General features: G+C 48.1%; 9 protein-coding genes. 3 read left to right on the top strand and 6 right to left on the bottom strand.

Annotated features, from left to right (window positions below):
- Positions 1-230: 230 nt before the first annotated feature.
- The 4 genes from QUB56_RS26665 to QUB56_RS26650 form a co-directional block, all read right to left on the bottom strand.
- The gene (locus QUB56_RS26665) at positions 231-1,076 is read right to left on the bottom strand and encodes a nitrate ABC transporter ATP-binding protein (protein ID WP_332959276.1); all 846 of its coding nucleotides are present in this window, start codon (positions 1,074-1,076) and stop codon (positions 231-233) included.
- Positions 1,077-1,243: 167 nt separating this feature from the next.
- Positions 1,244-3,244: a nitrate ABC transporter ATP-binding protein gene (locus QUB56_RS26660; RefSeq protein ID WP_332959274.1), complete on the bottom strand. Its 2,001-nt coding sequence runs from the start codon at positions 3,242-3,244 to the stop codon at positions 1,244-1,246.
- 255 nt (positions 3,245-3,499) lie between these two features.
- Positions 3,500-4,345 carry a nitrate ABC transporter permease gene (gene ntrB, locus QUB56_RS26655; RefSeq protein WP_332959272.1) on the bottom strand — a complete coding sequence of 282 codons (846 nt, stop codon included), beginning with the start codon at positions 4,343-4,345 and terminating at the stop codon, positions 3,500-3,502.
- Between the two features lie 64 nt (positions 4,346-4,409).
- Complete coding sequence (locus QUB56_RS26650; protein ID WP_332959270.1) at positions 4,410-5,795, bottom strand: CmpA/NrtA family ABC transporter substrate-binding protein; 1,386 nt, start codon at positions 5,793-5,795, stop codon at positions 4,410-4,412.
- A gap of 810 nt (positions 5,796-6,605) precedes the next feature.
- Here QUB56_RS26650 and QUB56_RS26645 point away from each other — a divergent pair.
- Positions 6,606-7,025 carry a hypothetical protein gene (locus QUB56_RS26645; protein WP_332959268.1) on the top strand — a complete coding sequence of 140 codons (420 nt, stop codon included), beginning with the start codon at positions 6,606-6,608 and terminating at the stop codon, positions 7,023-7,025.
- A 271-nt stretch (positions 7,026-7,296) separates the two neighbouring features.
- On the top strand, positions 7,297-8,886 hold the full coding sequence (locus QUB56_RS26640; protein ID WP_332959267.1) for a leucine-rich repeat domain-containing protein: 1,590 nt from the start codon (positions 7,297-7,299) through the stop codon (positions 8,884-8,886).
- A gap of 81 nt (positions 8,887-8,967) precedes the next feature.
- On the opposite strand, the gene QUB56_RS26635 is transcribed toward QUB56_RS26640, so the two are convergent.
- Positions 8,968-11,733 carry an HAD-IC family P-type ATPase gene (locus tag QUB56_RS26635; RefSeq protein WP_332959266.1) on the bottom strand — a complete coding sequence of 922 codons (2,766 nt, stop codon included), beginning with the start codon at positions 11,731-11,733 and terminating at the stop codon, positions 8,968-8,970.
- 322 nt (positions 11,734-12,055) lie between these two features.
- On the opposite strand from QUB56_RS26635, the gene QUB56_RS26630 reads away from it, so the two are divergent.
- Positions 12,056-12,307, top strand: a complete 252-nt coding sequence (locus tag QUB56_RS26630; RefSeq protein WP_332959264.1) for a hypothetical protein — start codon at positions 12,056-12,058, stop codon at positions 12,305-12,307.
- A 213-nt stretch (positions 12,308-12,520) separates the two neighbouring features.
- On the opposite strand, the gene QUB56_RS26625 is transcribed toward QUB56_RS26630, so the two are convergent.
- On the bottom strand, positions 12,521-12,882 hold a 362-nt coding region (locus QUB56_RS26625; RefSeq protein ID WP_332959263.1), incomplete at its 5' end, for a methyl-accepting chemotaxis protein.

Below are 12,882 nucleotides of genomic sequence, written 5' to 3'. Positions count from 1 at the left end.
AAAACTTCTCGCCCACCATAAAGCCTCAGCTTACCCAACCGGATCGGGAAAATTGCGCCTGCTGCGATGTTCCCCTGAGATAGGGGAACACTGGGGCTTAAACTTTTCAAGAGACTTCTGCAAAAAAGCTCGTCTTGGGCCGGCAGGATGCCTAACCCCTACTGCAGACAAGAATTAAACTTCTTGGATATGTCTGATATCCTCCTGTTTAACTTTGATTTCCCAACCGATTAGGCATCGTGATCGTGTGCAAAGCGACGGAACAGGAAATCTAGGGCGTAGTTCCGCAAATTGTAGTATTCCGGATCTTCCATCATTTGAACCCGATCGCGCGGACGCGGAAAAGGAATCTCCAGAACCTCGCCAATTGTCGCCGACGGGCCGTTAGTCATCATCACGAGTCGATCGGCCAAAAACAGCGCTTCGTCAATATCGTGAGTAATCATCAACACCGTACAGCGGTGATCGTTCCAGATTTTCAGCAACTCTTCTTGCAATTCCTCCTTAGTAATTGCGTCCAGAGCACCAAAAGGTTCGTCTAAAATCAGCACTTTCGGGCGAATTGCCAAAGCGCGGGCGATCGAAACCCGCTGCTTCATCCCCCCCGAAATTTGCGGCGGTCTTTTCTCAGCAGCTTCTGTCAATCCCACCATCGCCAAATGCTCTTTGACGATCGCATTTTTTTCGAGTTTCGACTTATTCGGAAATACAGCATGAACCGCCAAATAAACATTTTCAAACACCGTCCGCCAAGGCAGCAAAGCGTAACCCTGAAACACCACCATGCGATCGGGGCCCGGCTTCGTAATCCGCTGCCCGTTAATCGACACGGTGCCCTGGCTCGGATGGCTAAAACCCGACACCATATTTAACAGTGTTGATTTGCCGCAGCCCGAGTGCCCGATCAGAGTAATAAACTCTCCCTCAGCTACATTCAGATTGACATTTTCTAAAGCCCTGTAACCGTTTGGATATTCTTTGTAAACATTGTCCATCACCAAAAAAGGCTGGCGGCGATCGTTCTTAGACTTGATTTGGGTTTTGGTATTCGTCTGGTTGAGAGAAGTATTAATCATAGGTTTGGGAAATTGTGAGTGGGTGATTGGCGAAGAAAGAAGGAAGAGACAAGAGGGAAGAAGGAAGAGGGAATTACTAACTAGCACTTAGAAGTTAACAACTAACAACTAACAACCAACAACTAACAATTAGCAATTACCCTGTTTTTATCCAACTATAAACCGCTTTAAGCAGCTCTGCGACCGGAATCGAGTACAACTTCAGCCATCGTGAAATCGCGTTTAATCGCCAGATTGTTGAGATAGCCGATCGGATCCTCAGCATTAAACACCGAGCCGTCAAACAAGCTGAGAGAACCGCGAGTGTAAGTAATATCAGCCATCCCCAGCTCTCGAGCCGCCGTGCTGAACGCACCGACTCGCACCACCCGTTCCAGAATTTCCACCCAGTTGCGCGGGAACACAGTATCGCCCCAGCGTGCCATCTGCACCATGTGCCAGAGTTGTTCGGTGCGGCTTGGGCGATTTACCCCCTCTCCAGAAAACAAGTGGTGGGCGTATTCCCGCATCGGAGTATCGAGGTTGCAAGCAAAAGATTTCGGATCGCCTAGCTGGATGTAACTCTTATCAGTAGCGACGTACTCCCTTCCCGCGACAATTTCCGCCACCTCGGCAGCGTGATTTGGCTCGGCGCAATAGTGGCAAGCTTCGAGCAAAGCTTTGACTAGAGCAATGTGAGTGTTGGGATAAGCATTTGCCCAGTCTTCCCGAACTCCGAGAATTTTCGCGGGGTGTCCGGGCCACAGTTCCAAATCTGTCGCCACCGTAAAGCCGACTCCTTCTATCGATGCCCGCAAGTTCCAAGGTTCGCCGACGCAGAAACCGTCAATAGTGCCGCCCTGCAAGTCAACGATCATCTGAGCCGGTGGGATATTTTTCAGCAACACATCGCGATCCGGGTCAATGCCACCGGAAGCCAGCCAGTAACGCAGTAACAGGTTGTGCATCGAAGAAGGGTGCACGATCGCCATACGGTGCGTTTGCGCGGGCGTTCTCTGGAGCATTTTTTTAAAGTCTGCCAGAGTGTAGATCCCTTGGTCGTAAAAGCGCCTCGCGAGGGTAATTCCGTTGCCATTGCGGCTCATAGTGAGGGCTGTAACCGTCGGAATCGGCTTCTCTTGGTGGCCCCCCAAGCTCAACCACATCGCCATCCCCGAGGGCATTTGGGCTGCGTCTAAGTAACCTGCGGCGATGCCGTCTACGATGCCGCGCCAGCTTGTTTCCCGCACGAGGTGGACTTCATCGAGGCCGTGCTTGGCAAAAAAGCCTTTTTCTTTGGCGACAGCGAGGGGAGCACAGGCTGCCAGCGGAATAAAGCCGAGTTCGAGGTTGACTTTTTCCAGACCGTGGCGGGCGATCGCGGGTACTTTCCGCGCCCGCAGTTTTTTGACGCGCTTCTGCTGGTTGAGGAAGTAAATCATTTCGCTACGTAGAGCGTAGTAGCTGGGGTGTGAGACGACTTCCATCCGTTTGCGGGGGCGGGGGATGTCTACTTCGAGAATCCCGCCAATCTTCGATTCTGGGCCGTTGGTGAGCATGACGATGCGATCGCTCAGCAACACTGCCTCATCCACATCGTGGGTTACCATCAGGGCGCTGATTTCGTACTCTTGGCAAATTTCCATCAACTTTTCTTGCAAGTTGCCGCGAGTCAAAGCATCCAAAGCGCCGAAGGGTTCGTCTAAGAGTAACAGTTTGGGGCGCAGGGCCAGAGCACGGGCGATCGCCACGCGCTGTTTTTGTCCGCCCGACAGCAGTGCGGGTTGCTTGTCGGCGTGGGGCGTCAAGCCCACCATGTCGATGTGTTTTTGAATGATTTCCAGGCGTTCGGCCTTGGGTAAGCCGCTCATCACCGAATCTACAGCTAGAGTAATGTTTTCTCTAACCGTCCGCCAAGGTAGCAGCGAATAGTTTTGGAATACTACCATGCGATCGGGGCCTGGCTGGGTGATTCTTTGTCCGTCGATCGTCACCAATCCTTCTGTGGGTAGGTCCAAACCTGCCACCATATTTAGTAGCGTAGATTTACCGCAGCCGGAGTGTCCGATTAAGGAGATAAATTCTCCTTTTTTAATTTCTAAGTCGATGCCTTTGAGGGCTATGTATGTGCCGCCGTCTGTTAAATTAAATACTTTTCCGACTTGTTCTACTGCAATCAAAACAGACATGATTTCCTTGCCTTTTTTGTAGGTTTATTATTTCGAGACCTGCTAATTAACTTCCCATGCAGAGCCTACAAGTAGATTGGAGGGAGAGAGTGGAAGTATAAATAATGTGAGCCCGTTACCCGTAGAATATTATCTACTGCTTCCCTCTTCTTCCCTCTTCTTCCTTCGTGTCCTAGCGCTTGCGCGCCGCTTCGCTAACGCGTCTTCGGGGTTAAATAATCCCAATTCTTCCGGCGTCAAAGAAGTAACTCAAAACTACTTTCCTTGAGGGGGAGCAATTTTTTGCTGCAACCAAGCCATCATGCGATCGAGCAACAAACCAACAGCCCCAATGTAGAACACCGCTAACAGAATTTCGCTAATGTAGTTTTGTTGGTAAGCATTCCAAATAAAGAAGCCGATACCCGTAATCCCAGACATCACAATTTCCGCAGCAATAATCGCCAGCCAAGCCAAACCGATCGCAATTCTCAATCCTGTGAAGATATAAGGAAGCGCCGACGGAAACAAAATATTCATGTAATATTCCTGACGAGAAAGCTGCAGCACTTTCGCCACGTTGTTGTAATCGTCGGGAATTTGGCGAACACCTTCAGCCGTGTTGATTAAAATCGGCCAAACTGAAGTGATAAAAATCACGAACAAAGCAGCAGGTTCGTTTTGTTGCAGTGCAGCCAGGGCAATGGGCACCCAAGCCAAAGGCGCCACCATCCGCAAAAACTGGAAAATCGGATCTAAAGCCTTGTTCAAGAAGGGATTCGTACCTACCACAACTCCCAGGGTAATTCCCACAGCGGCCGCGAGAGTGTAGCCTTTTGCCACCCGTTCCAAACTAGCCAAAGTCTGCCAAAATAAGCCGACTCCGTAGGTTTTGGAGTTCATAAAAGGATACATCAACAAGATCCGCGTCCGTTCCTCAGTCCAAACGCTGATCGGTCCGGGCAATTTGATAATTCCCGAACTCGACAGGAACTGCCAAACCAACATAAATCCAATTATTCCTAAAATTGGCGGCAATATATTTGGGGAATTTTTCTTCCAAAACTCGCCAAATGCTGCTTGGGCATCGACTCCGCCTCTCCGATTTGTGCTGACAGCCATCTTGTTAATCTCCTATATTTCTGCTGTATTTTTCCCGACTCAATTATGCGAAGCTAAGACCCCATCACGCTTTTTTAATTGCCAAACTATTAATGTAAGCTTCTGGATTTTCCGGGTTAAATTCTTTGCCGTCAAAGAACTTCTCAATGCCGCGGGACGTATTTTTCGGAATGTCAGCCTCCGAAACTCCGGCTAATTTAGCTGCCGCTTTCCACAAATCTTCTCGGTTGACTTTATCGATGATTGTCTTAGAATCTGCCAAGGTTTTTGTTGGCAAGAAACCCCAGCGCACGCTTTCCGTTAAGAACCACAAATCGTGACTCTTGTAGGGATAGGAAACGTTGCCGATGTCGTCTTTCCAGTACAGCGGACTAATCTTGAAGTCGTTGATGTCTGGTTTGCCGTCGCCCAGGACATACTTGCCTTCATAGGGAGGCATCAAAACCGCGGGAGATACGTCAAAGAAGTTTTTGCCAGAAACAATGGCGACCAATTCGGCTCGATGTTCGGGCTTGTCGCACCACTGCTGGGCCTCAATTAGTCCTGCGAGTAAAGCTTCGGTGGCTTTCGGGTGTTTGTCTACCCAGTCGCTGCGAATTGCTAGATATTCCTCTGGGTGATCTTTCCAGATTTCGGCGGTGAGGGCGGACATGAAGCCGATGTTTTCTTTGACAATCCGCAGCGGCCAGGGGTCGCCGGTGCTGAAACCGTCCATGCTTCCGGTTTTCATGTTGGCCACGGTTTGGGCGGCCGGTACTGTTAGCAGTTCGACATCTGCGTCGGGATTGATGCCGTTAGCTGCCAGCCAGTAACGAATCCACAAGTCTTGATTAACTTTGGGAAAAGTGTAGGCTGCTTTGAAGGGCGTGCCTGCTTGTTTGAGACCTTTGATGTAGTCTTGGGCCGCTTGATCTAGTTTAAGTCCGATCCCTTTGCCTTGGTGTTTGGCCGCGATCGCAATTCCATTTCCCTGAGTGTTCAACTGGGCCAGAACATACATCGGGATTTGGACGCTGTTTTTGGTAATCAGGCCTTTACTAATTTGATAAGGCATCGGCATTTGCCACTGACCGCCGTCTATGCCGCCGCCTGCCGATCCAATTTCTAGGTTATCTCTGGCCGAGCCCCAGTTGGCTTGTTTAGCAACTGTTACCTCAGTCATGCCGTATTTGGCAAAAAAGCCTTTTTCTTGGGCAATGATTAAAGGTGCTGCTTCGACGATCGGGATATATCCCAATGTAATTTTAGTGCTTTCAATTCCTTCGACTCTTTTCTCGTTGGCAACAGCCATTACTGAGGTAGCCGCGGGTATTGCGCCGCCACCGCCTGCCGTTGCACCAGGTTCTGGGGGATTTCCCAAACAGCCTTTGAGCAGTATTGAACTGACTGCAGATGCACCTGCTGTAACGATAAATTTACGCCGAGAAAATTGCTCTGAAAATTTTGTCATAGTCTAGCCTCGCTGCTATTGATTATCTTCTGTAACGACATCACTGAAGTTTCTCAAGGCGCTTTTTTTCTGTTCGCTCATGGAATTTAGCGAACTGTTTTGAGCGCTCCTTGGCAGGAGAGAGCTAAAGATTTATCTAGCATAAGTCTTTAAACTATCCCTGCTGATTTGACTTTTTTGATTAATATCGATATTTCGATCGGCCCAGTTGTGTGAACTCACTTTTTGGGTGCGGCACGTTTTCTTGGCTTGATAATTAACTCTACCGTACTCTTGGGCAAATTATAAAACAATTATTAAATTCATTTGATAAGTAAATCTTTTCGGAGCGCGCTATCGATAACGAACCGTTGGTCAGGGCGAACTGGCTTGCTTATCACAACTCGTTCAAACCAAGACTTGCTGGGCAAGGGTTGTAGCGAATGGCGATCGGGGAACCTTCAAGTCTATTGTCAATAAGCGGCAAACATCTGAGCCACCGTACATTTAGTTTGTTAATATATGTCTACTTTTTTCAGGTTGCGGTTAATTGTATCTTAAAATACAGAAATGATTAATGTTTTACGGTAAGTAAATTTTCGGTTTAATGGGTAGTGGTAAGGTGAGTAATACCAATTTTTCCTGATGCTGCATAGAATTCTAGTCCCCAGCCCTCGAACCAAGGGGGAGCAAGAATTCTTTCGTCCCCCTTGGTTGGGAGGATTGAGGGCGAGCGGAAGATGTGCAACTTCACATTAAATTGGTATAAGAGGGCAATTAACTTTTTTTTGCCAATATAGTTACCACCTAACCCACCCTAAAAATTAATTTATGAATTTGACAAAAGGTGCAGCAGTAAGACTAACAATTCTCTTTGTTTGTCTCGGAATAGGTGGTGCTTATTCATGGCAAATTATGTTAACCCCGGCTTCTTTAAAACAAGCTGAATCCCAAGCTAAATTATTAGAGCAAATCTATGTAAATGGCAATTATATTGAAGCAGTTCTCTGGTTTTGCTTTGCGATTGGTTTCGCGGTTAATGCCGGAAAAACATCAGGAAAAACCAGAATTAATCGCCTGATTACTACCCTAATTTTTTTGTTGTTTGGTGGCTCAGATATTGTCGAAGTACAAACCGGCGCGTGGTGGAGTCCTTGGTGGTTATTTGCTTGGAAAGCTTCTTGCGTTTTATCTATGGCGATCTTATTTTGGGTTTATTTACGCGATCGCCCCCTTGCTAATAAACCATAAATAACTGGTTCCCTGACAGAGCCAGGGAACCGATGTCCAGAGTCCCAGCTCGCTCTTCTAGCAGGAAAATAGGAGGCTCTTCCTCGCCTATCTGCGTTACCAGGCTCTGCCTGGTAACGAGTAGAACAGGATTTACACAGCACAGCAAGATGTGATTCAAGGGTTAACAGATTTTCATTGGTGTAAAATAGGCGCTTAATTGTAAGTGATTTACCAGACTAGATATTAAATGCAAAAACTTTACAGTTGGGCAAATTAGAGGTACAAGATTATGACACTTATAGTTGCACAGAAACATATAAATTTACAAAAGTCGATCGCAGTTACTTGTAGCGCGATCGCCCTAGCATTATGTGGAAGTGGACTGTCTGCTGATGCCGCCGAAACGCGATCGGGAAACAGTAGACGAACATTTGCGGATTGGTGTCGCGAAAAAGATTCTTTGAGTCCTGAAGCTAAACATACTGTTGAGGTGCTGTTGGGGCAAGCGGGGACTACTGAGTGCGATGCGGCCGATCGGACACTTTCGAGCCTCACGGAGCTCGACCTCGAAAACTATCAAATCAGCGATATCAAAGCGCTAGCATCCTTGACTAACCTGACTTTGCTCGACCTCAACTACAATCAAATCAGCGATATCAAACCGCTAGCATCCTTGACTAAGCTGACTGCGCTCGACCTCGCCGACAATCCAATCAGTGACATCAAACCGCTAGTATCTTTGACTAACCTGACTTGGCTGGGTCTCGACCGCAATGAAATCAACGACATCAAACCATTGCAATCCTTGACTAAACTGACTCGGCTGGCTCTCGACAACAATGAAATCAACGACATCAAACCATTGCAATCCTTGACTAAACTGACTCTGCTGCGTCTGAGCAGCAATCAAATCAACGACATCAAACCATTGCAATCCTTGACTAACCTGACTCGGCTCGATCTCACCAGCAATGAAATCAACGACATCAAACCGCTAGCATCTTTGACTAACCTGCCTCGGCTCGATCTCACCAGCAATGAAATCAACGACATCAAACCGCTAGCATCTTTGACTAACCTGACTTGGCTGGGTCTCACCCGCAATAAAATCAGCGACATCAAACCGCTAGTATCTTTGACTAACCTGACTCGGCTGGAGCTCTACCACAATAAAATCAGCGACATCAAACCGCTAGCATCTTTGACTAACCTGACTGAGCTGGGTCTCTCCGGCAATAAAATCAGCGACATCAAACCGCTAGCATCCTTGACTAACCTGACTTGGCTCTCCCTCGGCGGCTTTCCAATCAGCGACATCAAACCGCTAGCATCCTTGACTAACCTGACTTGGCTCTCCCTCGAAAAGAATCAAATCACCGACATCAAACTGTTAGCATCCTTGACTAAACTAACTGGGTTGAAGCTCGACAAGAATCAAATCAACGACATCAAACCGCTAGAATCTTTGACTAACCTGACACAGCTCTCCCTCGAAAACAATCAAATCAACGACATCAAACCGCTAGCATCTTTGACTGACCTGAGGTGGCTCAACCTCAGCGGCAATCTTCTGGGTGACATCAAGCCGCTAGAATCCTTGACTAAACTGGGATATCTCTGGCTCGACATTAATCAAATCAACGACATCAAACCATTGCAATCCTTGACTAACCTGACTGCGCTCGGTCTCTACGACAATCCAATCAGCGACATCAAACCGCTAGCATCTTTGACTAACGTGCTTGAGCTCTATCTCGGCGGAAATCCGATCGCTCCCGAAACTTGCCCTCTCAAGCAAGAGTCTATCTGTAAGTGGGAACGCACAAATAATTGGGTCCGCAGAGTGATATTAAATCCTAAAACTTTACAGAGACTGTAAAACAAAGAAACCCGGTTTCTTGAAGAAACCGGGTTTCTGAACAACCGAAATTACTAATGGTGGCCGTACCTACAAGTTCGATTAGTTGGGCGGGTCAAAGCGGTTGACGGAGAGAGCAACACCGATCATTGGCAGGGCTACGCCGAAGCAAATCAGCCACTGATCCAGATTCATCGGAGCCGTGTCAAATATGCGATTGACAAACGGAGAGTTAGCAAAGATAATCTGCAAAATTACCGCCACAACAATTCCCACACCGAGGGCGGGAGCGCCGCTAACTTCTTCCTTAGAACCGCTAAACTTAGCAATCAAAGAAGGCAACAACTGGCTGAGACTCAACAGGTAAAAAATTCTCCCCATTACCAAAGCTTGAATCGCCATCGTGCGGGCCAGTGCCAAAGTTCCCCAATCCGCTTGGCGCACCCATTCAAACATTCCGAAAATCAGAGTCCAGTTGTAAAGAGAAATAGCGACGATCCGCTTGATCCGATTTCCGGTGAGAAAAGGTTCGTTTACCGGTCGGGGCTGCTGTTTCATGACTCCCGCTGACTTGGGCTCGAAAGCCAGAGGCACTGTCATGGTGATCGAGTTGAGCATATTCAGCCAGAGAATTTGTAGCGACAAAATCGGCAATTCTCGACCTAGGAGCGTGCTGAGCAAAATTGTCATCGATTCTCCGCCGTTGACTGGGAGAATGAAGCTGATTGCTTTGAGCAGATTTTTGTAAACAGATCGCCCTTCTTCGACAGCAGATTCGATCGACGCAAAGTTATCATCAGTCAAAATCATGTCGGCGGCTTCCTTAGAAACCTCCGTACCGCTACCCATCGCAATCCCGATATCGGCTTGTTTGAGGGCGGGCGCGTCGTTAACGCCGTCTCCCGTCATCGCCACGATTTCGCCTTGAAGTTGCAAAGCTTCTACGAGGCGGAGTTTTTGTTCTGGGGCGACGCGGGCAAAAACTGAGCCGGCTTCTACGGCTTCGCCGAGTTCCTGCTTGCTCATGGAGGCCAGTTGAGCGCCGGTGTAGGCTACAAGTTCTCTGTGGTGCTTGGTTTTGCGGAATCCCATGCGCCGGGCGATCGCCTTGGCTGTAGCGATGTGGTCGCCGGTAATCATTTTGACTTGGATGCCGGCGGTTTGACAAGCTTGGACGGCTGCGATCGCTTCTGCCCGCGGCGGGTCAATCATGCCTTGAAGCCCCAAGAAAATCAGCCCTGACTCCAAATCCGAGTGATCGACGGAATTTTGGCTTTGCGGTACTGACTTTTTCGCTAAAGCCAAGACGCGCAAGCCTTGCTTTGCCATTTCATCCACTTGGTGGTGAATTTGTGCGCGATCGACTTCTACCGGATTTCCTTGAGTGTCGAGACTGGAACCGCAGCGGCCGAGAATTGATTCTACGGAACCTTTGACGTACAAAATTTTGCCAGTGGGAGTTCGGTGCAGCGTCGCCATGTATTGAAACTGAGATTCAAAGGGAATTGAATCGAGCCGCTGCATTGACTTTTCTAAAATTTGCTGGCTCAAATCAGCTTTTTTGCCCGCAGCAATTAACGCTCCCTCTGTCGGATCTCCGAGGACAATCCAATTATCGTCTTTGAATTCCAGGTGAGAGTCGTTGCAAAGGAGTCCAGCTTGCAAACATTCTTGCAAAGTTGGAGTTTCGCTGACAGTAATTGGCCGTTGGTTGAGCAGAATTTCGCCTTCGGGGCTGTATCCCGTACCCGTAACCGAGTAGGATTCGCCGCCAGAATAGATTTCTTGCACCGTCATTTCGTTTTCCGTCAAGGTGCCGGTTTTGTCGGAACAGATGACGGTAGCGCCGCCGAGGGTTTCCACAGCAGGCAATTTGCGGACGATCGCGTGGCGATTTGCCATCCGGGAAACGCCTACGGCTAGGGTGACGGTGATGACGGCGGGTAAGCCTTCGGGAATTGCGCCGACAATCAGGGCGACTGCGGGTTCCACTGCTTCTTTAAAGGCTGAAACTCCCGCAGGGACTGGCCGCCCCAATCTGACGGCGAAGGTCAAGGTTGCCATTCCCAAGACGAATAACAGCCAGTTTTGACTGAATTGGTTGAATTTGCGGGTTAAGGGGGTGGTGAGGTCGATGTGCCGATCTAATAGTTGGGAGATTTTGCCGGTTTCGGTTTTATTGGCGATCGCAATTACGATGCCGCTACCTTGGCCAAAAGTGACAAAACTGCCGGCATAGGCCATGTTATCCCGTTCTGCTAGTGGCGTTTCTTGTGGCAGAACTAAGTCTCCAGACTGTCCTAATTCTTTTTCGACAGCAACAGATTCCCCGGTGAGTCCCGATTCGTCGATTTGCAAGTCGCGGACTTTCACTAAGCGCAAGTCTGCCGGCACTTTGTCGCCGGAAGTCAGGGTTACTAAGTCGCCGACAACGAGTTCTTTGGAGGGAATTCTTAATTTTTTGCCGCCCCGAATGACTGTGGCTTCGGTGGTGACAGCTTGGGCTAGGGCTTCTATTTTTTTCTCGGCTCCAGCTTCTTGGATGAAACTAATAGTAGCGTTGGTGGTTGTTACGCCCCAAATTACGCTAGCGTTTAGCCATTCTCCGATCAGTGCTTTGATTAAACCTGCACTCAGCAAGATGATCAGGAGGGGTTGGTTAAATTGCAGGATAAATTTTAACCAGGCTGGTTTCCCTGCTTTAACCGTTAGTTCGTTGGGCCCGAATTTCTGTTGGCGATGGTTGGCTTCTGTCGGTTCTAAACCGCTTTCCAGGTTGGTTTCTAAGATTGTTGCAACCTTGGATACTTCTAGGTAGTGCCAATATTGCTCTGCTACGTCTACATCGTTAGCCGCTCTTGATGCCATGATTCTTCCTGAATATTTGGGGTGTTTGACGAGCTTTGAGCGCTCCTTAATAGGCACGCTCAATACGACTCATCGCTCGTTGGAGGGTGAATATATTGAGCGGCTTAATTGTTTGTTGATTGCTTTAACGGGCTGTGAGTTAGATCCATATTACAAGCGATGTGGCCGTTTGTGACAAGAGATTTGGGGAATTTTTTCCGGCGCTAAATCTTGTTTGGGACTTGGTGGCTGAGGTGGGGAAAAGTCGATCGAGTTTCTTGACATTTGGCAAATTTTAGGTGTGCTTGAAGAAAGAGGGAAGAAGGCAGGAGGCAAAAGAAAAATGCTCCCACTCCCCCTCTCTCCTCCTCCCCCGCTCCCCCACGGACGATCGCATAAATGTTACAACCTAGTTAAGCGACCATATTCTGAACTTATGGAAATACTTGTGACGCTGGTGCTCGGTTCGGTGCTGTTAGTCTGGGGAATGCGGTTCGGGTGGGTGTTAGCTCGATCTTCCGTTACTGCGAAGGATTTGTTTAAGGGCAGAAATTCGATCGCCCAAGCGGTAGCGATAGGCAGGAGATCCTTTTGATACCAGTTTAAAAAAAAGAATGCAACTTTCGGCAAGCCGCAAACCCAGATAGTCATCAGTCATGCCAAATCTAAAATCTAAAATCTAAAATCTAAAATCTAAAATGGTATGACTTGGACGCCACAGGTTTGACACGCTTGGACGGCGGCGATCGCAATTGATGACTCTATGCTATCAATTGCTAGTCTGCTAGCCCAAAAGACAGAGCGTCATTTAGACAATTGAATTGAGATTTTGGGCTGCATCGTTCAATTGTTGAGTGCCTAATTTGGTTTGAGAAATACCAGTAGCGGTTTCTTTTGCCGATTGGTTGAGGCTATTCATAGCATCAACTACTTGTTGAATAGCGGCTGCCTGTTGTTCGACCGTTAAAGAAATTTGTTGATTGTTCAATACCACATTGTTAACAGCCTTTGCCACTTCCGAGAAAGCGGCTGAAGTTTCTTGACTGATTTTGGTTCCTTCTTCTACTGTTTTAGTTCCTTCCTTTGTCACCAGTACGGTGGAATCGATCGCATTCTTGATATCAACGACCAGATTGTTAATCTTCTCGGCGGATTTCTTACTTTGATCTG

The organism is Microcoleus sp. AR_TQ3_B6, assembly GCF_036702785.1.
Taxonomy (GTDB): Bacteria; Cyanobacteriota; Cyanobacteriia; order Cyanobacteriales; family Microcoleaceae; genus Microcoleus.
Note: the sequence above shows the minus strand (reverse complement) of the source record. Positions and strands in the feature narration are given on the sequence as shown.

Excerpts from the sequence above, each read along its gene's own strand:
- QUB56_RS26665 (WP_332959276.1), bottom strand. The coding sequence starts at position 1,076 with ATGATTAATACTTCTCTCAACCAGACGAATACCAAAACCCAAATCAAG.
- QUB56_RS26660 (WP_332959274.1), bottom strand. The coding sequence starts at position 3,244 with ATGTCTGTTTTGATTGCAGTAGAACAAGTCGGAAAAGTATTTAATTTA.
- ntrB (WP_332959272.1), bottom strand. The coding sequence starts at position 4,345 with ATGGCTGTCAGCACAAATCGGAGAGGCGGAGTCGATGCCCAAGCAGCA.
- QUB56_RS26650 (WP_332959270.1), bottom strand. The coding sequence starts at position 5,795 with ATGACAAAATTTTCAGAGCAATTTTCTCGGCGTAAATTTATCGTTACA.
- QUB56_RS26645 (WP_332959268.1), top strand. The coding sequence starts at position 6,606 with ATGAATTTGACAAAAGGTGCAGCAGTAAGACTAACAATTCTCTTTGTT.
- QUB56_RS26640 (WP_332959267.1), top strand. The coding sequence starts at position 7,297 with ATGACACTTATAGTTGCACAGAAACATATAAATTTACAAAAGTCGATC.
- QUB56_RS26635 (WP_332959266.1), bottom strand. The coding sequence starts at position 11,733 with ATGGCATCAAGAGCGGCTAACGATGTAGACGTAGCAGAGCAATATTGG.
- QUB56_RS26630 (WP_332959264.1), top strand. The coding sequence starts at position 12,056 with ATGCTCCCACTCCCCCTCTCTCCTCCTCCCCCGCTCCCCCACGGACGA.